Genomic DNA, 24,054 nt, shown 5'->3' with positions numbered 1-24,054 from the left:
GACCGGCGCCACGTCGGTCACGCGACCGCGTGTGGCGGGGCCGGTCGTCGTCACGAACGCCGTGCGGCCGACGGGGACCGCGGCGACCTGCGCGGGCTCGACGCCGGCCCGCACGACGAGCCCCGCGAGGTCCGCGATCTCGACGACGGGGGGCGAGCTCGCCGTGACGCGGTCGCCCACCTGCGCCCGGACACCGGTCACCGTGCCGTCCTGGGCGGCGCGCAGCACGCCGCCGTCGAGCACCTGCTGCGCCTCCGCCAGCGCGGCCCGGTCGGCGGAGATCGCGGCGTCCAGGCGGGCGATCGCGACGGGGTCGGGCACCGGCACGCGCGTCGAGGCGTCCCGGGCGCGTTCATCGGCGACCACCGCGGCACGCGCCGCCTCGAGGCGGGGGCGGACGGCGCTCTCGTCGAGCGTCGCGAGCACGTCGCCCGCCCGCACCTCCGCCCCGGTCGTCACGTCGACGGAGGCGACGACGCCGTCCACCGGGAACGACGCCGTGGACGCCTGGCGGCTCACCACGGTGCCGTCGGCGCGGGTCTGCGCCACGACGCTGCCGCGGACCACGGTCGCGGTGTCGGGCCGCAGCGGGGCGTCCGCGCCGAGAGCCAGCCCGCCGATCACGACGACGACCACGAACAGCAGCAGGACCGCGACCACCCCGCGTCCCCGTCGGCGCCGCCGAACGGGACCGGGGCCCGCCGCGGGCATCCGGATCGCGGTGGTGGTCACGGGCCGACGCTAGTGATCGGCGGACGCGCGGACCGGAACGTCCGCGCGCTCGGCGTGTCACCCGACCGGGGGATGGGCCGGCGGCCGGGACCAGGTGACCGTCCGGATCGGCAGCAGGACCGTGACCGGCACGTTGACCAACGGCGACATCACGACCGCCTGAGAGAGGTAGCGGATCCGGACGCCCAGGCCCCGGATCCGCTACTTCTGCGGACCGCCGACGGCTCGACTCCCCTCCAATCGTACGGTTCCGGAGGGTCCGAGCCGCAGGTGCGTGATCATGCCGGAGCGGTCCCCGCATCTGCGGCTCACCGCCCGCGACCTGCGGAGATGCTGCTCACGCAGGTCCTCGATCGTGGTTAGGGTGGATGGCGATGACCACCCTCCTCGGCGTCCCGTCCGTCCCGGGCTCGTCGGACACGGCGGCCGACCGTCCCTCCGACGACCGTCTCGTCGACCGCTACGGCCGCGTCGCGACCGACCTCCGGGTCTCGCTGACCGATCGCTGCAACCTGCGCTGCACCTACTGCATGCCCGCCGAGGGCCTGGAGTGGATGCCGACCGAGGAGGCGCTGACCGACGACGAGGTCGTCCGGCTCGTGCGCGTCGCGGTCGAGCACCTCGGGGTGCACGAGATCCGCTTCACGGGCGGCGAGCCGCTCCTGCGGCGCGGGCTCGAGGACATCGTGGCCGCCACCGCCGCGCTCACGCCGCGCCCCGACATGTCCGTCACCACGAACGGCCTCGGCCTGACGAAGCGGGCGCGGCGTCTCGCCGACGCCGGCCTGGACCGGGTCAACGTCTCGCTGGACACCCTGCGCCCGGAGCGGTTCGCCGAGATCACCCGGCGCGACCGGCTCGGTGACGTCCTCGACGGCCTCGCGGCCGCCCGCGACGCGGGGCTCGGCCCCATCAAGATCAACACTGTGCTCATGCCCGGCCTGAACGACGACGAGGCCCCGGACCTGCTCGGCTGGGCCCTCGAGGAAGGCTTCGAGCTCCGCATCATCGAGCAGATGCCGCTCGACGCCGGGCACTCCTGGCAGCGCGACCGCATGATCACCGCGGAGCAGATCCTCGCCTCGCTGCAGACCCGGTTCTCGCTGCGCCCCGACCCGGCCGAGCGCGGCGGTGCCCCGGCGGAGCGGTTCCTCGTCGACGGCTGGGAGCGCCCCGGCGGCGGTCCGGCCCGGGTCGGCGTGATCGCCTCGGTCACCCGCCCGTTCTGCGGGACCTGCGACCGCACGCGCCTGACCGCCGACGGACAGGTGCGCACGTGCCTGTTCGCCCGCTCCGAGAACGACCTACGGTCGCTCCTGCGCGGCGGCGGCACCGACGCCGAGATCGCCGCCGCGTGGCGGGTCGCGATGTGGGGCAAGAAGCCCGGTCACGGCATCGACGACCCCGGCTTCCTGCAGCCCGACCGTCCCATGAGCGCGATCGGAGGATGATGACGAACTCCCTCGACACCCGCACCGTGACCGTCACGGTCCGCTACTTCGCCGGAGCCAAGGCCGCCGCCGGACAGGGCTCCGAACCGGTCTCCGTGCCGGCAGGCACCACCGTCGCGGCCCTGGTCGAGGCGATCGCCTCCGACCACGGCGAGGCGCTGGTCAAGGTGCTGGCCGCCTCGTCGTTCCTCCTCGACGGGACCGCCGTGCACTCCCGCGACGAGGCCCTCGCCGACGGCGCCGTCCTCGACGTGCTGCCGCCGTTCGCCGGGGGCTGACCCTCGGCAACGCCTGACGGTCAGAACTCCGCGGTGAGGTAGCGCTGGAGCGTCGGCCCGTAGGCCGCCACCAGCGTGTCGGTCTCGGCCGCCCGCAGCTCGGGCAGGGCGACGACCTCCCGCGCCACCAGGATGCCGACCACCTGGGAGGCGCAGAGCTCCGCCCGCAGGCCCGGCCGGTCAACGCGGATCGCGGCCGCCACCGGGTCCAGCACGGCCCCCGTCAGGAACTCCCGGAGCATGTCGGCGGCCGGCGGGTGACCGACGGCCGAGCGCAGCAGGGCGATCATCGGGTTCGCTGCGCCGAGCCGCGCGAACGTCCCGAGCAGCGTGCGGACGAGGCGCTCGCCCAGCCCGTCCACGCCGCCCTCGAGCAGGTGCTCGACGAGGTCCGCCGGGTTGAACGGGAACGCCATGGCCGCGGCGAACAGCCCTTCCTTCGTGCCGAAGTAGTGGTGGACCAGGGCCGGGTCGACCCCGGCCGCGGTGGCCACCGCGCGCACCGTCGTCTCCCGGAAGCCCTGGTCGGTGAAGCGGGCGCGAGCCGCGGTGAGGATCGCCTCGCGGGCGCCGGAGTCGCCCGGACGCCGTCCGGTGGCCCGCCGGGCCGTCGCCGCCATGACGTCACCCTATCGAACTCATCGACTGTTGAGTTCCTGCGCGCGGAGCCGTACCGTGCGAGGAGAGGAATTCATCAGGCGGTGAAATCGGGGAGGGATCGACATGGAGCGCACGACGTGCTGCGTGGTCGGAGGCGGTCCGGCCGGGATGATGCTGGGCCTGCTGCTGGCGCGGGCCGGGGTGGAGGTCACGGTCCTGGAGAAGCACGCGGACTTCCTGCGGGACTTCCGCGGTGACACGGTCCACCCGACGACGCTCGAGCTGCTCGACGACCTGGGGCTCGGGGAGCGGTTCGCGGACCTCACGCAGAGCCGACTCGAGGAGGTGTCCTTCCCGGCCGGGCCGGTGGCTCCGGGGGCGGCGGTCGGCAGCGGCCCGATGCTGCGCGTCGGGGACTTCACGAAGCTCGCCCGGGTCGGGGTCCGCCACCCGTACGTCGCGATGGTGCCGCAGTGGGACCTGCTGGACCTGCTCGCCGACGCGGCCCGGCACGAGCCCACCTTCACCCTGCGGATGAGCACCGAGGTCACCGGGCTGCGCCACGACGGTGAACGGGTCACCGGGGTGCACTACCGCACCGCCGACGGTGTCGAGGGCGAGATCGAGGCGACGCTGACCGTGGCGGGCGACGGTCGGTCCTCGACGGCCCGGGACGGGGTCGACCTGCCGATCACCGAGTTCGCCTGCCCGATGGACGTCTGGTGGTTCCGGCTGCCGCGCCACGCGGGCGACACCATGACCGCCCTGTCCCCACGCATGGGCGACCGGCGCTTCGGGCTGCTCATCCCCCGGGACGACTACTACCAGGTCGCCTACATGACCCCGCCCGGCTCGGACGCCGCGCTCCGCGCCCGCGGCCTCGCGGCGTTCCGGGCCGACGTCGCCGCCCTGGTGCCCGAGTTCGCCGACCGCATGGACGCGATCACCTCGCTCGACGAGGTCAAGCTCCTCTCGGTGAAGCTGAACCGGCTGCGTCGCTGGCACGTCGACGGCCTGCTCTGCATCGGCGACGCGGCGCACGCCATGTCACCCATGGGCGGCGTCGGGATCAACCTCGCCATCCAGGACGCCGTCGCCGCGGCGCGCCTGCTCGCCGAGCCGCTGCGGCGCGGTGCGGTCCGACCGAGGGACCTCGACGGCGTCCGGCGGCGTCGGCTGCTGCCGACCGTGCTGGTGCAGGGGTTGCAGCGCCTCATGCACCGCGTGATCCTCTCCCCGGTGCTCGAGGGCCGACGGTCCGGGCCGCCCGCCGCCGTCGGGAAGCTCATGGCCGCCGTGCCCGCGGCGCAGATCGTGCCCGCCTACCTGATCGGCGTCGGCGTCCGCCCCGAGCGCGCCCCGGCGTTCGCCCGGCGCGCCGCCGCCCGGGTCTGAGCGGCCGCAACACCGCCCGCCGCCGTGGTGTTCTCCCGGACATGACGATCGTGCACGAGACGCGGATCGGACCGCTGTACCTGGAGGCCTCGGCGGACGGGCTGACGCTGCTGGGCTTCGGCCTCCCCGACGAGCCGGGACCGGTGGTGGGGACGGAGCACCTCGACCTCGCGCGCCGCGAGCTCGACGCCTACCTCGACGGCGGGCTGCGGGAGTTCACCGTCCCGGTCGACCTGAGCGGGGCGCACGACCGCCGCATCCTGGAGGGGCTGCGCGGCGTCGGGTGGGGCTCGACGATCACCTACGGGGCGCTCGCGACGAGGGTCGGCCTCCCGGTCTCGGACTCGCGGCGGGTCGGCGGCGCCATGGCCCGCAACCCGGTGGCGATCGTGGTGCCCTGCCACCGCGTGGTCGGCGCCGACGGCTCCCTCACCGGGTACGCGGGCGGGCTGGGGACCAAGCGGGCGCTGCTCGACCTCGAGGCCGCGGACGCGATGCTCTTCTGACCGTCCGGCTCACCTCCGCGCGGGTCGTCTCCCGGGGTCGGCCACGCCGGCCGTCGTCGTCGGGCGCGACGGTGGACGAGGCGCTGCGCCGGCACCTCACGACGTAGGGTCGCCCTCCCGGGCGGCCCTCCGCCTCCCCCGCCGCACGAGGAGCCCGCGTGACCGCCGCCCACACCCCGGTGACCCTCGCGGCCTTCGGGAGCTTCACCGTCGGCGGCCGGCGGGTCGAGGTGACGGACCGACCCACGCAGGTCGTCCGGCTCTCGCGGGACCTCCCGGAGTTCCCGGTGGACCCGAACGGCCTGTACTCGGTGGGCCACGCCTACGTGCAGTACTTCGTGCCGGCCCCGGCCGAGCGCCGCCCCGTCGTCCTCGTCCACGGCGGCGGGCTGACCGGGACCTGCTGGGAGACCACCCCGGACGGCCGCCCGGGGTGGCTGCAGTTCCTCCTCCGGGCCGGCCACCCCTGCTACGTGCTCGACAACGTCGAGCGGGGCCGGGCGGGGTGGTGCCCGGTCCCCGGGGTCGGGGAGGACGCCGCGCCGCTGCTGCGCACCGAGCGCGAGGCGTGGGACGCGTTCCGGCTCGGCCCGCCGGAGGGCTATCCCACCCGCACGCCGTTCGCGGGCAGCCGGTTCCCCGGCGACGCGCTGGCCGAGCTGAACCGTCAGCAGGTCCCGCGCTGGACCACCACGACCGACCTGGCCGTCGCCGCGGTCACCGCCCTGGTCCGCCGCGTCGGCCCGTGCGCCGTGGTCGCGCACAGTCAGGGCGGGGGGATCGCCGCCCGCGCGGCGGCCGGGACCGACGGGCTCGTCGAGGATCTCGTGCTCGTCGAGCCGCACGGCCTGCCGGACGCGGCGGACTTCGCGGGGTCGACCGGCCGTCAGCTGATCGTCGCCGGGGACTTCATCGAGCTCTCACCGCTCTACCGCGACCTCCGGCGGCGCTGGCGGACCTACCTCGAGGAGCTGCGGACGGCCGGCGTGACCGCCGACTACCTCGATCTCCCGGCCTCGGACCACCCCGGCAACACCCATCTGCCGATGATGGACCTCACCAGCGACACCGTCGCCGAGCTGATCGTCGACCACCTTGCCACCCGCTAGGCGGGCATCGTGTTGACCGCGTGGTCGAGGGCGGCCCACAGGTACTGCGTCGCGTAGGCGCGATAGGGCCGCCACGCCTCGGCGTGCGCCACGAGGTCGCGGTCGCGCTCCGGCAGGCCCAGCTCGCGCGCGGCGACCCGGATGCCGAGGTCGGAGGGCAGGAAGGCGTCCGGGTCGCCGAGCGAGCGCATCGCGACCGAGTCCACCGTCCACGGTCCGATCCCCCGCAGCGCGCCCAGCTGCTCCCGGGCGTCCGGGGCCCGCAGGTCCACGCTCCCGTCCGCGAGGGCGGCGACGAGTCCGTGCAGCGTCCGCTTCCGGCTCGCGGGCATGCCGAGCTCGTCGTCCGTGAGCGCGGTGAGCTGGTGGGGGCTCGGGAAGAGGTGGCTCAGCGACGACCCGGCCGGAGCCAGACCGCCCGGCAGCGGCGTGCCGTGGTCCCGCACCAGGCGGGCCGCGTGCGTCCGCGCGGCCGCGGTGGAGACCTGCTGGCCGAGGACGGCCCGCACCGCGAACTCGTCGGGGTCGGGGCTGCCGGGCACGCGCCGGCCCGGGGCCGCGTCGACGAGCGGGGCGAGCACGGGGTCGGTGCGCAGCCGCCCGTCGACCGCGGCCGGGTCGGCGTCGAGGTCGAGCAGGCGCCGCGCGAGCCGGACCCCCTCCGCCTCGTCGTCGGGATCGGAGAGCACCAGCCCGGCCTCGACGGTGCCGCGGACCGGCGGCGGCAGGCTCACGACGGCAGGTCCGCCGGGCAGCGAGAGCGTGCGCCGGTAGGCGCCGTCGAACCACTCCTCCACGCCCGGGACGGCGGTGGCGACCAGGTGGCCGTACAGGTTGTCCGGGCAGAGCGGCGCCGTGAACCCGAGGGCGTGTGTCCGATGGATCCACGACCCCGTCGCCGTCACGGACCTAGCCTCCCACGCCATGCGCACCAGCCCCGCCGCCGTCGGCATCGTCGTGACCGACATGGCCGCCTCGCTCGCCTTCTACCGCACGCTCGGTCTGGAGGTGCCCGACGACCCCGCCCCGCACGTGGAGATCCCGTTCGGGGGGCTGCGGCTCCTGCTCGACACCGAGGAGGTCGTCGCGTCGTTCGACCCGTCGTTCACGCCGCCGACGGGCGCCGGACGGGTCGGCCTCGCGGTGGAGTGCACCTCGCCCGCCGAGGTCGACGCGGAGTACGACCGCCTGGTCGGCGCCGGGTACCGCGGTCACCTCGCGCCGTTCGACGCCGTCTGGGGCCAGCGCTACGCCGTCGTGCTCGACCCGGACGGCGTCGGGGTGGACTTGTTCGCCACGCGCCCGTGAAGACTTCCTCCGTGCTCCGGCACGGAGAGGTACTCACAGGTCCGAAGGACACCTCCCGGTCAGCGCCCGCGCCTCCCGGGCCAGGTGCTGCTGGTCGACGTACCCGACGGCGGCCGCCGTCGCCGTCCACGACCACCCTTCCCGACGACGGGTCAGGGCGCGCTGGAGGCGCAGCACGCGGTGCAGGTGCTGCGGGCCGTACCCGAAGCGGGCCAGGCACCGGCGGTGCAGCGTACGGGCGGAGAGCCCCAGCCCGTCGGCGATCCGCGCCACGGGGACACCCCGGGCCGAGGCGTCGAAGACGGCCCCGGCCCACGGTTGTGCCGGGACGTCCCGCAGACGCGACCGCAGCCAGGACCCGACGTCGGGGACCCGCCCGACGACGTCGGCGAGCGGCACCGTCCGCCCCACCAACTCGTCCGCCGGCACCCCGAGGACCAGCGGGCCGACCCCGTGGGAGAACCGGACCCCGCGGTACGGGCCGTCGCCGACGTGCTCCCGCGCGACCGCGTCCGGCCCGGCGACGACCGCCTCCCCGTCGGGACGGACGATCACGTCGAGGCACCCGTCCGGGAGGATCAGCGCCGGTCCGCGCGCCTCCCGCCGCCACGGGTGGACCTCACGCACGGCCGGCCACCTCGAGGTCCACCACCACACCGTGGTGGTCCGACGGCCAGATTCCGTCCGACGCCGGACCGTCGCCGAACACCGCCACCCGGTCGACCCGGAGCGGCACGGTCCCCCGCCCGGCGCCCACGAGCACGTGGTCGATCCGCGACGGCGGCGACCCGGTGGGCGCGACGTAGGGGTTGGCCGGGGACCAGGTCGGCTCGTCGGGGTCGGCGGCCCAGCGCCGGGTGTTGACCAGCACCAGACCGGGCTCGGCCGGCGCCGTCAGGTGGCCCTCGACGAGCCGCATCTCGTCCGACGCCGCCTCGGCGTTGAAGTCGCCGAGCACGAGCGGGGGCAGGTCGGTCGGCGGGGCGGACACCACGTGTCGCGCGATCACCCGCACCTGCTCGCAGCGCAGCGCGGACCCGCTGGCCGACGAACTGAGGTGCGCGGACTGGACGTGCCAGGAGCCGACCGGGGTGTCGACGGTGGCGCCGAGCAGCGTCCGTCCGGTGCCGCGCAGCCCCTCGAGGTGCAGCCGGTGCACCGGCCACCGCGCGAGGACGGCGTTGCCGATCCCGCAGTCGGCGTCCCCGGGGAGCCGGTCGGTCCACGACGACGGGTCCGGGGACGGCCCGAACACCGCGTGCATCCCGAGGTCGTCGGCGAGACTGCTCGCGAGGTCCTCGGTGCCGCGGCACCAGACCTCCTGCAGTCCGATCACGTCGGCGTCCAGCCCCCGCAGCGTCTCCAGCACCGCCGGCCGCCGCCGGTCCGCGTCCCCGAAGCGCCACCACAGGTTCCAGGTGGCCACGCGCAGTCTCACGAGCGCACCACGTCGGCGTAGGAGCGGAACCCGCCGATCGAGTGCGCGGCGAGCACCGCGTTGCCGACGGCGCGGGTCACCGCGTCCGCACCCGCCGTCAGGATCGCCTGGAGGCCCGCGAGGTCGGGGGCGGGACCCGTCGTCGTCGCGAGCCCGAAGAGCGTGTCGCCGTCGGTCATCCCGTGCACCGGCCGGATCGCGCGGGCGAGCCCGTCGTGGCCGACGGCGGCGAGCTTGGAGCACTGGGCGACCGTGAGGGTCGCGTCGGTCCACACCACGCCGATCGTGGTGTTGAGGGTCGGCGGGGCGGCGGCCGCGGCCAGCCGCTCGAGCAGAGCCGACCGGTCGTCGGGCAGGGGCGGCGGGGTGCGGTCGTCGGCGGTGAGGTGGCGCGCGGCCCACAGCTCGCCGGTGCGCGGATCGACCGCCGAGCCCGCCGCGTTCACGACGACGAGCGCGGTCACCGACCCGGCGTCGGTCGTGACCGTGGCGGTCCCGATCCCGCCCTTCAGCCCACCGACGAGCGTCCCGGTGCCCGCGCCGACGACGCCGTCCTCCCAGTCCTCGCTCGCGGCCGCGAGGGCCTCGGCGCCGAGCGCGGCGTCGGGGCGGGCGCGGAAGTCGCCGCCGCGACCGAGGTCGAACACCACGGCCGCCGGGACGATCGGGACCACCTCGCTTGGGCCGCCGACCCGGAAGCCGACCCCCTGATCACCCAGCGCGTCCATCACCCCGGTCGCGGCGGCGAGCCCGTACGCCGACCCGCCGGACAGGACGACCGCGTGCACCCGGTCGACGAGCGTGCGGGGGTCGAGCGCGTCGGTCTCGCGGGTCCCGGGGCCGCCGCCGCGCACGTCCACCCCGGCGACCGCGCCCTCCGGGCCGGGGACGACCACCGTCGTGCCGCTCAGCGCGCCGTCGCCGGCGAGCCGGGCGTGGCCGACGCGCATCAGATGGTCCCCGCCGCCGTGAGCTCCTCGATCTCGGCGTCGGAGAGCCCGAGCTCGCGGTAGACCTCCTGGTTGTCCGCGCCGAGGGCGGGCCCGGCCCGGCGCACGGAGGCGGGCGTCCCGGCGAAGGTCGGCACCACGCCGGGGCCGAGGACGTCCTCGTCGAGGCGCTCGTCGTGGTGCGGGACGATCATGTCGCGGGCCAGGAACTGCTCGTCGGTGACCACCTCGGCGATCGTGTTCACCGGGCCGACGATCACGCCGGCCCCGTCGAGGATCTCCCGGACCTCGTCGGCCGTCCTCGACGCCACCCAGTCGCCGACGATGCCGTCGATCTCGTCCTGGTTGCGGCCGCGGGCGACGTGGTCGACGAAGCGCTCGTCGATCGCGAGCTCCGGGCGGCCCATCGCCTCGCAGAGCCGCTTGAACACGGTGTCCTGGTTGGCCGCGACGACCATCCACAGACCGTCCGACGACCGGTAGATGTTCGAGGGCGCGATGCCGTCGAGCTTCGTGCCGCCCGGACGGCGCACGGCGCCGAGCTTGTCGTACTCGGGGATCGACGACTCCAGCACCGACAGGCAGGCCTCGGTGATCGCGATGTCGACGACCTGGCCCTTCCCGGTGACGCTCCGGCTGTAGAGGGCGGCGAGGACGCCCTGCACCGCGACCATCCCGGCCAGGGAGTCGCCGAGAGAGACCGCCATGCGCGGCGGCGCCTCGCCGGGGAAGCCGTTGATGCTGCGCATCCCGCTGACCGCCTCGGCCACCGACGCGTAGCCGGGCTTCGAGGCGTAGGGACCGGTCTGGCCGTAGCCCGAGACGCGGCCCAGGATCAGTCCCGGGTTCACTTCGCTGAGCCGGTCGAAGCCCAGGCCCCAGCGCTCCAGGGTGCCGGGCCGGAAGTTCTCGACGATGACGTCGGTCTGCTCCACGAGCTCCAGGAAGATCTCCTGCCCGCGCCCGCTGCGGGGGTCGAGGGTGATGCAGCGCTTGTTGCGGCCGATCACCGTCCACATGAAGTGCTCGCCCTTGTACTCCCCCTGGCCCCAGTCGCGGAGCGGGTCGGGACGGCCCGGTGGCTCGATCTTGACGACGTCGGCGCCGTAGTCGCCGAGGATCCGGGCCGCGAACGGCCCGGCGATGATCGTCCCCATCTCCAGTACTCGCAGCCCCGCGAGAGGTCCCGTCATGGTCGACATTCTGACGCCGAGACGCCGAAGGGCACCTCCCGACGTCGGGAGATGCCCTTCGACCGGACGGGTCCGGGTGCCGTGACGCGCTGCTGACGTCCGGTGTCAGCGGTGTGCCACCGCTGACGCCGGCGCCGTGGTCAGCGCCGGGCGAACCGGATGATCAGCAGGATGATCGCCAGCACGCCGACGCCGGCCGCGACCGGGACGAGGCGCTTGGTGAGTGCCTCGGACGAGGCGTCGAGCAGGTCGATGGCCTCGGCCTGCTGGCGCTTGGGCTTCGGCGCCGACTGCACGGGGCGAGGCCCGGCCCCGGAGGACGGGGAGGCGCCGGGCTTCGCGGCGGCGTCGTCCTGCTTGCGGGCCTCGGCGACGGTCGACGCCATCGGCGCGGCCTCGGGCGCACCGGAGCCGGCGGCGACGGGCGCGGGGCTCGCCGGCTGCGACACCGGGGTGGCGGCGCCGGACACGGCCTCGGCCCCGGAGGACACCGGAGCGGCCGCACCGTTGGACGACGCCGAGGCGGGGGCGGCCTCCGGCGCGGGCGCGTCGGCGAACTCGTCGGCCAGGCACGACGCGAACTGGCCGAGGATCTTGTCACCGACGTCGGACATCACGCCGCGGCCGAACTGCGCCGGCTTCCCGGTCACCTGCATCTCGGTGAGCACGGTGACCTTGGTGGAGCCGGGGCCGTCCTCGCTCATCGTCAGGGTGGCCTTGGCCGAGGCCGTGCCGTTGCCGCGCGAGTCGCGGCCCTGGGCGTCGACGACGATCTTGTGCGCGGTCTTGTCGCGCTCGACGAAGGTGCCCTTGCCCTTGTAGGTCATGGAGATCGGGCCGAGCTTGACCTTCACGGTGCCGGTGAAGTCGTCACCGTCGGCGGAGGTCAGCGTGGCGCCGGGGAAGCACGGGGTGATCTTCTCCGGGTCGTTCATGGCGTCGTACACGGTGTCGATCGCGACCGGCACGGTGAACGTGTTCTCGAGCTGCATTGACGCCTCCTGGCGAGTGGGTGGACGCACGTGAGGCCCGCCCCGGGCTGGGACGGGCCTCACGGTAGGGCGTTGGCCGGTGGCGTCAGCCGGCCGCGGCGAGCACCGCGCGACCGGTGAGGACCTTCGCGAGGTGCTCGCGGTAGTCCGACCCGGCGTCGGCGTCCGACGTGGGGCTGGTGCCCTCGGCGGCGGCCTGCGCGGCGGCGCGGACCGTCTCCTCGCTCATCGTCTGCCCGACGAGGGCCGACTCCACACCCCGCGCACGGACGGGCGTACCTGCCATGTTGGTCAGGCCGATGCGGGCGTCGGTGATGGTGCCGCCCTCGACCTTGACCGTCGCGGCGACCGCGACGATCGACCAGGCCTGCGCGACGCGGTTGAACTTCTCGTACCGCGCGCCCCAGCCCGTGTACTTCGGGAAGCGGATCGCGGTGAGGATCTCCTGCGGGCCGATGGCCGTCGTGAAGTAGTCCTCGAAGAAGTCCCCGGCGGCGACGGTGCGCTCGCCGTTCGCCCCGGCGATGACGAACTCGGCGTCCAGCGCGAGCGCCGGCGCCGCGAGGTCACCGGCCGGGTCGGCGTGCGCCAGGGCGCCACCGAGGGTCCCGCGGTGACGGACCTGGAAGTCGGCCACCGTCTTCGTCGCCTCGCTGATCAGCTTCACGTGCTGGTTCAGCAGGTCGTCGCGGGTGACGTCGTGGTGCGTCGTCATCGCACCGACGACGATCTTGTCGCCCTCCTCGCGCACGCCGCGGAGCTCGGCGATGCCACCGAGGTCGACGACGAGCGACGGGTCACCCATGCGCAGCCGCAGGACGGGGATGAAGCTCTGGCCGCCGGCCAGGATCTTCGCGTCGTCGCCGCCGTCGGCGAGGGCCTGGACGGCCTCGGCGACCGACGTCGGCCGCACGTAGTCGAACGAAGCCGGGATCACAGGTTGCCTCCTTCGGGCATGTCCTTCGCGGTGGAACCCAGGCCCGCGCCGGGCGAGGCGACGTCCGCCTCGTCCGCCCGGCCCGCGGTGCCCTTGGCCGAGTTGATCGCCGTCCACACGCGGAACGGCGTGGTCGGCATGTCGATGTCGGAGACCCCGTACTGGCGCACGGCGTCGAGGACGGCGTTCACGACGGCGGGGGTGGAGGCGATGGTGCCCGCCTCGCCCACGCCCTTGACGCCGAGCGGGTTGGTCGTCGAGGGCGTCGAGGTGTTCGCCGTGTCAAAGTTGATCAGGTCCGCCGCCGAGGGCAGCGTGTAGTCGACCAACGTGCCCGAGAGCAGCGTCCCGGACTCGTCGTACGGGGCCTCCTCGAACAGCGCCTGCGCGATGCCCTGCGCGAGACCGCCGTGGATCTGGCCCTCGACGATCAGCGGGTTGATCACCGTGCCGACGTCGTCCACGCAGACGTACTTGTGCAGCTGCACGAAGCCCGTCTCGGTGTCGACCTCGACCGCGCACAGGTGTGTGCCGTGCGGGTAGGAGAAGTTCTCCGGGTCGAACGTCGCGTGGGCGTCGATGTCGGGCTCGATGCCCTCCGGGTAGTCGTGGGCCGCGAACACCGCGAGCGCGACGTCCTGGATGCCCACACCCTTGTCGGTGCCCTTGACCGAGAACTTGCCGGCCGTGAACTCGATGTCGTCCTCGGACGCCTCGAGCATGTGCGCCGCGATCGGCTTGGCCTTCGCGACGACCTTCTCGGCCGCCTTGACCATCGCGATGCCGCCGACCGCGAGCGAGCGCGACCCGTAGGTGTCGAGCCCGCGGTAGGACGACTGGGTGTCGCCGTGGAGGATCTCGACGTCCTCGAACGGGACGCCCAGCTTGTCCGCGATGATCTGCGAGAACGCGGTCTCGTGGCCCTGCCCGTGCGGGCTGACGCCGACGACGACCTCGGCCTTGCCGGTGGGGAGCATCCGGATGGACGCGGTCTCCCAGCCGCCGGCGCCGTAGTCCAGCGAGCCGAGCACGCGGGACGGGGCGAGGCCGCACATCTCGGTGAAGGTCGAGATGCCGAGTCCGAGCTGCTTGACGTCGCCGCGCTTGCGGCGCTCCTCCTGCTCACGCCGGAGGCCGTCGTAGTCGAACATCTGCATGGCCTGGTCGGTCGCGGCCTCGTAGTTGCCCGTGTCGTAGGTCAGCGTGCTGACCGTGGTGAACGGGAACTCCTCGTGCTTGATCCAGTTCTTCTTGCGGAACTCCATCGGCTCGAGCCCGAGCTCGACGGCGACCTCGTCCATCATGCGCTCGATGCCGAAGGTCGCCTCCGGGCGCCCGGCGCCGCGGTAGGCGTCGGTCAGCGTCTTCGTGGTGAAGACGTTGGTGCAGTCGAACCGGTAGGCCGGGATCTTGTAGATCGCGTTGAACATGAACGCGCCGAGGATCGGCACACCCGGGCCGACGAGGCCCAGGTAGGCACCCATGTCCGCCAGGAGCTTGACGTCCAGGCCCTTGATGATGCCGTCCTTCGTGACGGCCATCGAGATGTCCTGGATCTGGTCACGGCCGTGGTGGGCGGTGAGCAGCGACTCCGAGCGCGTCTCGGTCCACTTCACCGGCTTGCCCAGCTTCTGGGCCACCAGCAGCGTGACGACCTCCTCCGGCGCCACGGCGATCTTGCCGCCGAAGCCGCCGCCCACGTCGGGAGCGATGACGCGGATCTTGTGCTCGGGCAGGCCGAGCGTCAGCGCCAGCATCGTCTTGAGGATGTGCGGCACCTGGGTGGAGGACCACATGACCAGCTGCTCGCCGGACGGGTCGACCACCGTGGAGCGCGGCTCCATGAAGACCGGCACGAGGCGCTGCTGGCGGAAGCGGCGCGTGATGACGACCTGGTCGTCGGCCTTCTCCGCCGCGGAGAGCGCCTCGGTGGCGGACCCGCCGGAGCCGGCCTCGCCCGAGTCGAACACCCACTGGGCGTTCTCGTTCGTGCCGAGCTCCGGGTGGACGAGGGTCGCGCCCTCCTTGAGGGCCTCCTCCATGTCCAGGACCGGCTCGAGCTCGGTGTAGTCGACCTCGACCAGCTCGGCGGCGTCCTTCGCGGCGGCCGCGGAGCGGGCCACGACGACGGCGACGCCCTCACCGGCGAAGTTCACCCGGCTCCCCGCGAGGGCGGGGCGCTGCGGCGACTTCATGTCCTTGGTGATCGGCCAGGCGCAGGGCAGCTGGACCGCGTCGGCACCGATGTCGGACGCGGTGTAGACCGCGACGACGCCCGGGATCTGCTTGGCGGCGCTCGTGTCGATGCTGCCGATCTCCGCGTGGGCGAAGGGGCTGCGCACGATGGAGAGGTGGAGGAGGCCCGTGAGGGCCTGGTTGTCGGTCCACCGGGTGCGTCCGGTGATGAGCCGACGGTCCTCCTTGCGGCGCCGGTCGCGCCCGATCTCCTGTGCAGGTGCGTTGTTCTCGACCGTGGTCATCAGGCGCCTCCCCCGGCGACGGACGCGGGCTGGGAGGCCGTGGCGCCCGGCTTCATCTTCTGCGCCGCGTCCTGCACCGCCCGCACGATGTTCTGGTAACCGGTGCAGCGGCAGAGGTTGCCCTCGATGCCCTCACGGACCTCCTGCTCGGTCGGGTCCGGGTTGTCCCCGAGCAGGTCGATCGACTGCATGATCATGCCCGGCGTGCAGTAGCCGCACTGCAGGGCGTGGTTGTCGTGGAACGCCTGCTGGACCGGGTGGAGCTGACCGTCACGCTCGAGACCCTCGACGGTGAGCACCTCGCTGCCGTTGGCCTGCACGGCCAGCACGGAGCAGGACTTCACCGAGAGGCCGTCCAGGTGCACGGTGCAGGCACCGCAGTTGCTGGTGTCGCAGCCGATCACCGTGCCGGTCTTGCCCAGTCGTTCCCTCAGGTACTGCACGAGCAGCATGCGGGGCTCGACGTCGTCCTCGTAGACGAGGCCGTCGACGGTGGTCCGGATGCGTGCCATGGATTCACTCCTCACACGCCCAGGCCCGCTTTCGCACGGGACACAAGAGGCGAGCACGTCGTCAGTGGTGGTGTTGCCGTCGCAGTGACGGGCCGTGGCCCGGCCGCGACGACGCCGTCACGCCCGTCAGCGTGGTGGCGGCCACATCACACCCCCGTGATCGCCATCTCGCAACGGCTGGTCGGGGCGTGCCGTGGGTACCTCCGGTGCTGGTCAGGACCATGCCGCGGATCCACTCCGAAGATGCGGGGGTTCGAGGTTCCTGCGCCCGCACCTGCGTGCGGCCGATGGCCCCGACGGCGCGGACGTCGGTACGAGCCGGGGGAAATCGGGCGGTCCGGGCAGCGTGCCCACCTACCCGATCGGACAGGTCTCGTATCCATGTCGCCACGGCGATCTCACACGCCCTCCCCGACGTCGGGTCGGTGCCGTTCGGCGGGCGCTCGGAGCCGCTCGCGGGCCCACCGGTGGTACATCGGCGCGAGCTGCGGGACGTCGAGCAGGGTCGCCGCCCGGTCGCGCTCGTGGTGGTAGATCGTGAACACCTCGGCGAGCGACACCCCGTGGGCCGGTCGGTCCAGGACCTCGACCCGGTCGCCGGCGGCGACCCGACCCGTCGTCGTGACCCGCAGGTAGGCGCCCGGGCGGACCGCGGCGATGAAGCGGCGCGGCATCGTCGGGTCCCCCGAGTGCAGGCCGAGCTTGAAGCACGGGATGCGCGGCTGGGCCACCTCGAACTCGGCCGTCCCGATCCGCCAGCGCTCCCCTACGACGACGGACCGCAGGTCGAGACCCGTCGTCGTGAGGTTCTGGCCGAAGGTCTGCGGGTCGACGTCGCGGCCGAGTTCGCCGCGCCACCAGGCGACGTCCTCGTCGGCGTAGGCGTAGACGGCCTTGTCGGGACCGCCGTGGTTCTCGAGGTCGGCCTGCTCGTCGCCCTCGAGGTGCTCGGGGTGGACCACGACGGAGCCCTCGACCGGCGACTTGGCGCTCGCCGTGCGCGTGGTGCGGTCCTTCGGGCCGGCGATCTCGACGGCGCGGCCGACGGCGACGGTGCGCACGCGGGGATCAGGCATCGGGTCCCTTCCCGGAGAGGTCGGGCCGCAACGGCTCGACGGTGCGGTGCCGCCACGCACCCCACCAGAGGCCGGCGCCGTAGGCGAGGTCGTCGGCGCGGTGGGCGGCGACGTGCAGGGCGGCGTCGAGCGGCCCGGCGCCCGGGTCGCGGAACCGGACCCAGTCGGCCAGCCCCTCGGCGACGGCCGCGACCAGGAGCGCCCTCCGGACCCGTCGGCTCACGAGGGCCCCGGCGAGCGCGGCCGGCCACCAGTGGCGCGTCAGGGCCCCGGCCGCCTGCCACAGCGCGCCGCCGAGGCCCCAGGGGGCCAGGACGAGGGCGAGCGGGACCGGCCCCGTGGCCACCCCCCTTGCCGCCCCCCTCGTGGCCCTCCTCGTGGCAGGAAAGCGTCGTTGCTGTCGTCCGGTGGCAGCAACGACGCTTTCCTGCCACCGAGGACGGAGCGACACCCACGGCTCCCCCGGCTTGCGGAGGCCCCGGGCGAGCCGGGCCGTCGCGACCAGGGTGACGGCCCCCGCCGTCAGGACGGACCACCGGCGTTGGACGCCGAGCAGCGTCACCGTCGCCGCCGTCCACGGGGCGAGTGCGACGGGCGGGACGCGGCGGGGGTGCTGCCGGGCGAGGGGGGCGGCGCCCGTGCCGTAGAACGCCTTGCGGGCGAGCCAGGCACGGAAGCGGGCGCGGTGCTCGTGCGCGACGCGGGCGGCCGGCTCGTAGCGCAGCCGCCACCCCGCGGCGCCGATCCGCCAGACCAGGTCGACGTCCTCGGCGACCGGCATGTCCTCGCGGAACCCCTCGCCGAACGCCTCGCGCCGGACGAGCACCGCCGCGCTCGGGACGTAGGCCACCCGCGACCGGGCGGTGACCGGGGCCGGCCGGGGCCCGAGGTCGAGCGAGGAGCGTCGCCGCTCGTAGCGGGTCACGGCGTTCTCGGGGCCGCCGTCGGAGAAGGCCACGATCCGGGGAGCCACGAGCCCGACCGCCGGGTCACCGAGGTGCGCCAGCAACGTCTCCAGCCAGCCCGGCTCGGGGACGACGTCGGAGTCGAGGAACGCGATCACCGGTGTCGCGCACGCCCGGGCGCCGGTGTTGCGACCCGCGGACGGACCGCGACTCGTCCGATGCCGGATCACCTGCCCGCCATGCTTCCCGACGACGGCCTCGGTCACCTGGGGCACGGCCGAGCCGTCGTCCACCACCACGATCCCGACGCCGGGTGCGGTCGCCCGGACCGCCGCGAGCAGCCGGTCGAGCTCGGCCGGGCGGTCCTTGACCGGGACCACCACCGTGACGTCGTCCGGCGTCGGACCGCCTCCCCCGGCGGGATGCGCGACCCCGGCATCGGACAGCAGCCGTGCCAGGGCTGCGGACGTGGCGTCGGTGACGACGAGCTCCGGCCCGGCGAGCCGTCCGCGCGCCGCCGCCGAGAGCCGCAGCACCCGGGGCGGCGACCCGCCGATCCAGGTGGCCCCGCCGTCGACGCGCCAGGTCCGGGGGTCGGGGCGGACGGTCCAGCCGTCCGGCAGGCGTGGGGTGCTCATCGCGGGACGCGAGTCTAGGCGCGGCCGCCCGGGCGAGGGCCGGTGTCAGCCGTGTGCCACCGCTGACACCCGACGTCAGCCGTGGGCCACCGCTGACCTCAGCACGCGAGCGCTCCCACCACCGTCAGGCGCAGCTGTTCGCGCAGTTCGCCGTCGCGGGCGGTGGGGTCGACCACGTGCGCGGTGCACACCCGGCGCAGCGACCGCTCCAGCGCCTCCGCCCGTCCGTCGGTCATGCCCGGCGCCATCGCGCGGACGGACCGCACCATCCCGACCAGCTCCGTCGTCATCGCCGCCTCGAGCGCTCCGTGCAGGACGTCGACGCCGAGCTGGCCCGCAGCGTCGACCGACGGCCGCACCCACCGGTCGACGGCGTCGGAGAACCCGTCGAGGGCGCGCGAGACGCGCTCGACCGGTTCGACGTGGCCCCACCGCACCTGGAAGTCCGCGCACGCCCGCCCGAGGTTCTCCGGCGCGAGCCCGTAGAGCAGCAGCGCGCGCTTGCCGTCGAAGCGGTGGTAGAGCCCGCCGACCGACAGCCCCGCGACCCGGGCCGCGCGGGCCATCGTCAGCCGCCGCGCCCCGCCGTCGGGAACGAGGGGAGCGACCGCCTCGAAGATCTCTCGCCGGCGCAGCACGACGTCGTCGGCCGGTCGGCCGGGTTTCCCGAACCGATGCGGCGCTTCGTCCCGGGAAGTGCTCCGTGCCTGGTCCGGGGCGGCAACGGCGACGGAGGCTTCGAGCACACGGAGGAGATTCCAGGACGGAGGGGACGAATGTCCAGCAGTGAGGCCGTGGCGGTGGCGCGGCGGCTCTACGAGGGGTTCGCCGCGCGGGACACGGCGGCGATCGGGGCGATGCTGCACCCGGAGGTGCGGGTGTACCAGGCCGGCGACCTGCCGTGGGCGGGGACGTACGCGGGGCCGGAGGGGGTGGGGGCGTTCCTGCGGGCGCTACTCGGGCACGTCGACCCGCGGGTGGAGGTCGTCGACCTGTTCGCGGCGGGCGACGCGGTGGTGCAGATCGGGCGCTCGCGGGGTCGGGCGCTCGCGACGGGGCGTCCGTTCGACGCCTCGGAGGTGCACGTGCTCCGGGTCCGCGACGGACTCGTCGTGCGGTTCGAGGCCTTCGTGGACGTGGCCGAGTTCCGGCAGGCGCTCAGCTGAGCCGGCCGTGCTCGCTGACCCGCCAGTCGGCGAGCGCGTCGCGCAGCGCGGCGGCCAGGACGGCGAGGGTCTCCGCGCCCTCCGCCGCCGACGCCCCGGCCGGGTCGCCGAGCACGCCGTTGGGGCTGACGTCGCGGACCGACCCGGCCCGCAGCGCAGGCATCAGCTCCCGCAGCGGGGCGGTGTTGCCGGGCTCGGCGCGGGCGAGGTCGACGTCGTCGGGAGCGAGCGCGAGCATCAGCGACGTCTCGTAGCGGCCGGCGTGCGCGTCGGCACCCGGGACGCCGCACGAGTGCCAGGCGACGTCGCGACCCTCGTGGCGGAGCAACGTCGTCGCCGTGACCAGCGCGGGGACGTTGCCGCCGTGCCCGTTGACGAAGCACAGCCGCCGGGCCCACCGGCAGGCCGAGCGGCCGGTCTCCACGAGCACCGCGGCCAGCGTCTCGGTGCCGATCGAGATCGTGCCGGGGAAGCCCTCGTGCTCCCCGGAGGCGCCGAAGGCGATCGGCGCGGTGACGGGGAGCCCGACGCGGCCGGCCACCGTCGTCGCCACGGCGGTGTCGGTGCCCAGCGGCAGGTGCGGGCCGTGCTGCTCGGTGGCCCCCACGGGCACGAGCAGCAGGTCGACGGCGGCGGTGTCGGCCGAGCGCGCGGCGCTGATGTCCATCGCGTCCGAGCCTGTCAGACGGCCCGCGCGGCGTCGGTGCCCTCCCGGATCGCGGCCGCGGCGTCGCGCGGCGCGAGGACGTCGCCGACCCGGGTGCCCGCCAGGTCGATCTCCGCCGGCATGCGGGGCCCGGCGTGGACGACGGCGTCCGCGTCGAGGGGCTCCCACCGACCACTGGGGTGATGGAGGAGCGCACCGTCCAGCAGCACCCGGTCGGTCAGCAGCTCCACCCCGAGCGCCGCGACCCGCCGTCGCCACCGCTCCCGCTCCAGCACCGGGCCGAGCCCCTCGGCGGCGACCATCCCGCTCGTCACCAGCCGCACGTGCGACCCCCGCTGCGCGAGGAGCTCGGCGACGCTCGGGGCGGCCGGGCCGCCGAGGTCGTCGACGACCAGCACCCGTCCCGACGGCGAGGCGGTGCCGGCGAGCACGTCGGTCACGTCGATGGTTCCCGACGGCGGGTCCGGCCGCGCGCCGGTGGCGACGATGACGACGTCGGGGTGGTCCGGGCCCTCCCCGCGAGGGTGACGCCAGGCAGGTTCCGAGCCGCCCGGACCTGCCTGATGTGCATCTCGGACCTCGGTCCGCAGCGAGATCCACACCCCGGCGTCCCGACAACGGTGCGCCAGGTCGGCGACCGCGTGCGCCAGCTCCCGCCGCTCCGGGGCGGCCGCGGCGAGGGCCAACTGCCCTCCGAGGCGGTCCGAGCGTTCGACGAGGTGCACGTCGTGCCCCCGCTCCGCCGCTTCCGCGGCTGCCGCCAGACCGGCCGGACCACCCCCGACGACCAGCACCCGTCGTCGGGAACGGGCCACCGGCACCGCGACCGACTCGCGCCCCGCGTCGGGGTTCACCAAGCACCCGAGCCACCGGTTCAGCCCGACCGCCGCGATGCACTCCTGGTTGCACCCGATGCAGCGGCGGACCCGTTCCCCGGCGAGCGCCTTCGCCGCGAACGCCGGGTCCGCGATCTGCCCGCGGACGACGCCGACGAGGTCGCACGCACCGGTCTCGAGTGCGCGTCGTGCCTGCTCGGAGGTGGTGTACCGGCCGACACCGATCACCGGGACGCCCGTCCCCGCGAGCGCCGCGCGGACGGCGTCCGGCACCGGCTCGGCGTAGCCCGCCGGGACGCCCATCGGCGGTTCGATCAGCGGGAGCGTGGCGGTCGCCACTCCGACCGCGGTGTTCACGACGTCGACCAGGTCCGCGATGCGCACCGCCACCCGCGCGGCGTCGGCCGCGGTGAGCCCGCCGTCGAGACCCTCGTCGCCCTGCAACCGGACGCCGAGGACGCGGTCGCCGAGCTCGGCGCGCACGGCCGTGAGCACCTCGCGCAGGAACACGACGCCGTCGGCGTAGCGGTCGGTCCGGTGGTTGGTCAGCGGCGAGAGGAACTGGCGCACGAGCGACGCCTGCGAGCCCTGGATCTCCACGCCGTCGAAGCCGCCGGCGACGCAGTGGCGGGCGACGGTCGCGAAGCCGCGCACGACCTCCGCGATCCCGGCGGCGTCGAGGGCGACGGGGACCTCGCGGAACATCGGGTCGGGGACCGGGCTCGGCGCCTCGACCGGCTCGCGGGAGTACAGCGACGACGACTGGGCGCCGTTGTGCCCGACCTGCGCCAGCACCACCGCTCCGTGCGCGTGCACGGCGTCGGTGATCGCCCGGTAGCCGGGCACGACGGCGGGGTCGGTGCCGAGGACGGCCTTCTCGTACGGCCGGTCGAGGGCCTGTTCCTCGACGATGATCAGGCCGACGCCGCCGGCCGCACGGGCCGCGTAGTAGGCCGCGTGCTGGGCACTCGGTCGGTTCTGCACCGCGGCGTTGGTGAGGTGGGCGGGGAAGACGATCCGGTTCCGGACGGTTCTCGTGCCCACCCGGATCGGCTCACCCAGCACGGAGGATCTCCTCGGCCGCCCGGCGCCCCTCGCGAATCGCCTCGGCGACGGTCCGCGGCGCTCGGGCGTCGCCGATTCCGTGTCCCGACGACGGGTCGCCCGGCTGCCGCGGCCCGGCGTCGACGAGGGTGCCGGGGATCGTGCGGCGTGCGCCGGTCACGACGTCCGCGACGACGACGTGGTCGGCCCGGCGCTCGACGACCCGGTGCTCGAGGACGCGGTCGACGCCCGCCCGCTCGAGTCTCGTGGCCGCGCCGACGACGTCGTGCAGCTGTTTCCCGACGATCTGGTCGGCGGTCACGAGGGTGACCGCATGACCGGTCGCGAGGTGCTCGGCGAGGGCGACCGCCGATCCGTCCCCGAGCGGGTCGTCGATGACGACGGGCCCGGCGAGCGCTGCGCCGCGCAGGACGGCGAGCGGGGTGAGCCCGACGTCGTCCCCGCCGGTCGCCACGATGTGCGCACCGGGCGGTGCAGGCGCTCCGACCTGCATCGACACCCCGAGCCGGACGAGTTCGTCGACGTACCAGTCGGCGAGCAGCCCGAACCGGTGCCGGCCGGGGAGGGCCGCGATCGTCCGGAGCAGCCCGCCCGGTTCGTCGTCCCGCTCCACGATCCGCACCGCCCGTCCCGCCAGCGCCAGGGTGCGCGCCGCCTCCATCCCGGCGGGCCCGGCCCCGGCGACGAGCACCTCGGCCCCTCGTGGCAGGAAAGCGTCGTTGCTGTCACGTCGTGACAGCAACGACGCTTTCCTGCCACCGGGGAAGGGCTCACCCACCGACGGCTCCACCGTGCAGCCGATCCTCGGGTTCCGGACGTCCCGGACCCGGCACCGCTGGTTGGTCAGCACGCAGGGCCGCGGGACACGTCCGGCGCGCACGGTGGCGACGAGGGTCGGGTCGGCGAGCAGCGCGCGGGTCATCTCGACGAGGTCGGCCACCCCGTCGTCCAGCGCCGCCCGCGCGTCGGCGGGATCGACGACGCTGCCCGCCAGCACCACCGCGCACCGGCCGTCCACCACGGCGCGCACCGCCCGGCACGCCTCGGCCATGAACCCGGGCGCCGTGTGCGCGTCCGGACGCGTCGCCGGCACCGACATCGCGGAACCCCGGACCGGCACGACGTGGTCGACCAGGCCGGCCACGCGGTCCACCGTCGCCAGCGCCGCGTCCGGGGTGATCCCGGCCCACGGCGCCAGCTCGTCGACGCCGAGCCGCAGGCCCACCCACGCGTCGGGGAGCTCCGCGCGGACGGCCTCCAGCACGGCCACGAGCACACGGTCGTCCGGTGTCGGAGTACTGAGCCCCGACCGGAACTGCCGCAGCAGGGAGTACTGCCCGGCCGCGATCTCCACGCCGGCGCACCCGGCGTCGACGGCCGCGCGACCCGCCGTCGTGAAGGCCCCGACCAGCTCGTCGATCTCGGTGGCGGACAGGGGACGCGGCACCGCCCGGGTCGCCGGATCGGGTACCGACGACGGCGCCCGCAGCAGCCCGCGGGCCGACGACTGCGACCCGGCGTGCCCGAGCCCCGCGAGGACCAGCGCCGGCGCACAGGCGACCGCGACCTCCGCCCACCCGTCGACGCACGAGGAGGCCAGGGGCGCGTACTCGTAGGGCCGGTCGTCCCCGGTCACCGACGCGACCTCGGTGACGATCACCCCCGCGCCCCCCGCCGCCCGGGCGCGGTAGTGCTCGACCGAGCCGAGGGTCCGGTCGGGCGAGGTGTTCGTCGCGTGCGGACCGAACAGCACGCGCGACGGGACGGTGCGCGCGCCGAACCTGGCCGGGTCGGTCAACATGCGAGCTCACCCCGGCGCC

The 24,054-nt window shown here is 74.8% G+C and carries 23 protein-coding genes; 7 read left to right on the top strand and 16 right to left on the bottom strand.

Features of this window, described 5'->3' with window-relative positions; genetic code table 11:
* Nucleotides 1-1,106 precede the first annotated feature (1,106 nt).
* Nucleotides 1,107-2,183 carry a GTP 3',8-cyclase MoaA gene (gene moaA, locus QSK00_RS23760; RefSeq protein ID WP_285594783.1) on the top strand — a complete coding sequence of 359 codons (1,077 nt, stop codon included), beginning with the start codon at nt 1,107-1,109 and terminating at the stop codon, nt 2,181-2,183.
* Nucleotides 2,183-2,461, top strand: a complete 279-nt coding sequence (locus tag QSK00_RS23755; protein ID WP_285594931.1) for a MoaD/ThiS family protein — start codon at nt 2,183-2,185, stop codon at nt 2,459-2,461. The genes moaA and QSK00_RS23755 overlap by 1 nt, the downstream gene beginning before the upstream one ends.
* Nucleotides 2,462-2,481: 20 nt before the next feature.
* Here the strand turns inward: QSK00_RS23755 and QSK00_RS23750 are convergent, their stop codons facing one another.
* Entirely contained in the window at nt 2,482-3,081 is a 600-nt protein-coding gene (locus QSK00_RS23750) for a TetR/AcrR family transcriptional regulator (protein WP_285594781.1), read from the bottom strand.
* A gap of 103 nt (nt 3,082-3,184) precedes the next feature.
* Between QSK00_RS23750 and QSK00_RS23745 the strand changes: the two genes are divergently transcribed.
* The 3 genes from QSK00_RS23745 to QSK00_RS23735 all read left to right on the top strand — a co-directional run bounded on the left by QSK00_RS23745 (nt 3,185) and on the right by QSK00_RS23735 (nt 6,071).
* Nucleotides 3,185-4,456: an FAD-dependent oxidoreductase gene (locus QSK00_RS23745; RefSeq protein WP_285594779.1), complete on the top strand. Its 1,272-nt coding sequence runs from the start codon at nt 3,185-3,187 to the stop codon at nt 4,454-4,456.
* A gap of 41 nt (nt 4,457-4,497) precedes the next feature.
* Nucleotides 4,498-4,962, top strand: coding sequence for a methylated-DNA--[protein]-cysteine S-methyltransferase (locus tag QSK00_RS23740; RefSeq protein ID WP_285594777.1), 465 nt, complete (start codon nt 4,498-4,500; stop codon nt 4,960-4,962).
* Nucleotides 4,963-5,120: 158 nt separating this feature from the next.
* A complete protein-coding gene (locus tag QSK00_RS23735) occupies nt 5,121-6,071 on the top strand; it encodes an alpha/beta fold hydrolase (RefSeq protein WP_285594773.1) in 951 nt (316 codons plus the stop codon).
* Here QSK00_RS23735 and QSK00_RS23730 read toward each other — a convergent pair.
* Complete coding sequence (locus QSK00_RS23730; RefSeq protein ID WP_285594771.1) at nt 6,068-6,976, bottom strand: DNA-3-methyladenine glycosylase family protein; 909 nt, start codon at nt 6,974-6,976, stop codon at nt 6,068-6,070. The genes QSK00_RS23735 and QSK00_RS23730 overlap by 4 nt on opposite strands.
* 19 nt (nt 6,977-6,995) lie before the next feature.
* On the opposite strand from QSK00_RS23730, the gene QSK00_RS23725 reads away from it, so the two are divergent.
* Nucleotides 6,996-7,379 carry a VOC family protein gene (locus QSK00_RS23725; RefSeq protein WP_285594769.1) on the top strand — a complete coding sequence of 128 codons (384 nt, stop codon included), beginning with the start codon at nt 6,996-6,998 and terminating at the stop codon, nt 7,377-7,379.
* Between the two features lie 33 nt (nt 7,380-7,412).
* Here the strand turns inward: QSK00_RS23725 and QSK00_RS23720 are convergent, their stop codons facing one another.
* From QSK00_RS23720 to QSK00_RS23670, 11 genes are all read right to left on the bottom strand, one after another.
* Complete coding sequence (locus tag QSK00_RS23720) at nt 7,413-8,006, bottom strand: AraC family transcriptional regulator (RefSeq protein ID WP_285594767.1); 594 nt, start codon at nt 8,004-8,006, stop codon at nt 7,413-7,415.
* A complete protein-coding gene (locus tag QSK00_RS23715; RefSeq protein ID WP_285594765.1) occupies nt 7,999-8,817 on the bottom strand; it encodes an endonuclease/exonuclease/phosphatase family protein in 819 nt (272 codons plus the stop codon). Before QSK00_RS23715 ends, QSK00_RS23720 begins: the two co-directional genes overlap by 8 nt.
* A complete protein-coding gene (locus QSK00_RS23710; RefSeq protein WP_285594764.1) occupies nt 8,814-9,767 on the bottom strand; it encodes a P1 family peptidase in 954 nt (317 codons plus the stop codon). The genes QSK00_RS23715 and QSK00_RS23710 overlap by 4 nt, the downstream gene beginning before the upstream one ends.
* Nucleotides 9,767-10,960 (bottom strand): CaiB/BaiF CoA transferase family protein, encoded by a 1,194-nt coding sequence (locus QSK00_RS23705; RefSeq protein ID WP_285594763.1) that lies wholly within the window; start codon nt 10,958-10,960, stop codon nt 9,767-9,769. Before QSK00_RS23705 ends, QSK00_RS23710 begins: the two co-directional genes overlap by 1 nt.
* A 140-nt stretch (nt 10,961-11,100) precedes the next feature.
* Complete coding sequence (locus QSK00_RS23700; protein WP_285594760.1) at nt 11,101-11,952, bottom strand: SRPBCC family protein; 852 nt, start codon at nt 11,950-11,952, stop codon at nt 11,101-11,103.
* Between the two features lie 85 nt (nt 11,953-12,037).
* Nucleotides 12,038-12,889: an FAD binding domain-containing protein gene (locus QSK00_RS23695; protein ID WP_285594758.1), complete on the bottom strand. Its 852-nt coding sequence runs from the start codon at nt 12,887-12,889 to the stop codon at nt 12,038-12,040.
* On the bottom strand, nt 12,886-15,369 hold the full coding sequence (locus tag QSK00_RS23690; protein ID WP_285594756.1) for a xanthine dehydrogenase family protein molybdopterin-binding subunit: 2,484 nt from the start codon (nt 15,367-15,369) through the stop codon (nt 12,886-12,888). Before QSK00_RS23690 ends, QSK00_RS23695 begins: the two co-directional genes overlap by 4 nt.
* Nucleotides 15,369-15,881 carry a (2Fe-2S)-binding protein gene (locus QSK00_RS23685; RefSeq protein WP_285594754.1) on the bottom strand — a complete coding sequence of 171 codons (513 nt, stop codon included), beginning with the start codon at nt 15,879-15,881 and terminating at the stop codon, nt 15,369-15,371. Before QSK00_RS23685 ends, QSK00_RS23690 begins: the two co-directional genes overlap by 1 nt.
* 398 nt (nt 15,882-16,279) lie before the next feature.
* Entirely contained in the window at nt 16,280-16,957 is a 678-nt protein-coding gene (locus tag QSK00_RS23680; RefSeq protein WP_285594752.1) for an MOSC domain-containing protein, read from the bottom strand.
* Complete coding sequence (gene mftF, locus QSK00_RS23675) at nt 16,950-18,500, bottom strand: mycofactocin biosynthesis glycosyltransferase MftF (protein ID WP_285594750.1); 1,551 nt, start codon at nt 18,498-18,500, stop codon at nt 16,950-16,952. The genes QSK00_RS23680 and mftF overlap by 8 nt, the downstream gene beginning before the upstream one ends.
* Nucleotides 18,501-18,598: 98 nt before the next feature.
* Nucleotides 18,599-19,138: a TetR/AcrR family transcriptional regulator gene (locus QSK00_RS23670; RefSeq protein ID WP_285594748.1), complete on the bottom strand. Its 540-nt coding sequence runs from the start codon at nt 19,136-19,138 to the stop codon at nt 18,599-18,601.
* 138 nt (nt 19,139-19,276) lie between these two features.
* Here QSK00_RS23670 and QSK00_RS23665 point away from each other — a divergent pair, with 138 nt between their 5' ends.
* Entirely contained in the window at nt 19,277-19,666 is a 390-nt protein-coding gene (locus QSK00_RS23665) for a nuclear transport factor 2 family protein (protein ID WP_285594745.1), read from the top strand.
* Here the strand turns inward: QSK00_RS23665 and mftE are convergent.
* The 3 genes from mftE to QSK00_RS23650 are packed head-to-tail and all read right to left on the bottom strand — an operon-like array spanning nt 19,659 to nt 24,035.
* Nucleotides 19,659-20,333: a mycofactocin biosynthesis peptidyl-dipeptidase MftE gene (gene mftE, locus QSK00_RS23660; RefSeq protein WP_285594744.1), complete on the bottom strand. Its 675-nt coding sequence runs from the start codon at nt 20,331-20,333 to the stop codon at nt 19,659-19,661. The two genes, QSK00_RS23665 and mftE, sit on opposite strands and share 8 nt — an antisense overlap.
* A gap of 14 nt (nt 20,334-20,347) precedes the next feature.
* On the bottom strand, nt 20,348-22,234 hold the full coding sequence (locus QSK00_RS23655; protein WP_285594742.1) for an FAD-dependent oxidoreductase: 1,887 nt from the start codon (nt 22,232-22,234) through the stop codon (nt 20,348-20,350).
* Nucleotides 22,224-24,035, bottom strand: coding sequence for an oxidoreductase (locus tag QSK00_RS23650; protein ID WP_285594741.1), 1,812 nt, complete (start codon nt 24,033-24,035; stop codon nt 22,224-22,226). Before QSK00_RS23650 ends, QSK00_RS23655 begins: the two co-directional genes overlap by 11 nt.
* Nucleotides 24,036-24,054 lie beyond the last annotated feature (19 nt).

It is taken from the genome of Actinomycetospora sp. NBRC 106378 (assembly GCF_030269685.1).
Lineage (GTDB): Bacteria > Actinomycetota > Actinomycetes > Mycobacteriales > Pseudonocardiaceae > Actinomycetospora.
This window is presented reverse-complemented; position numbering and strand designations above follow the sequence as displayed.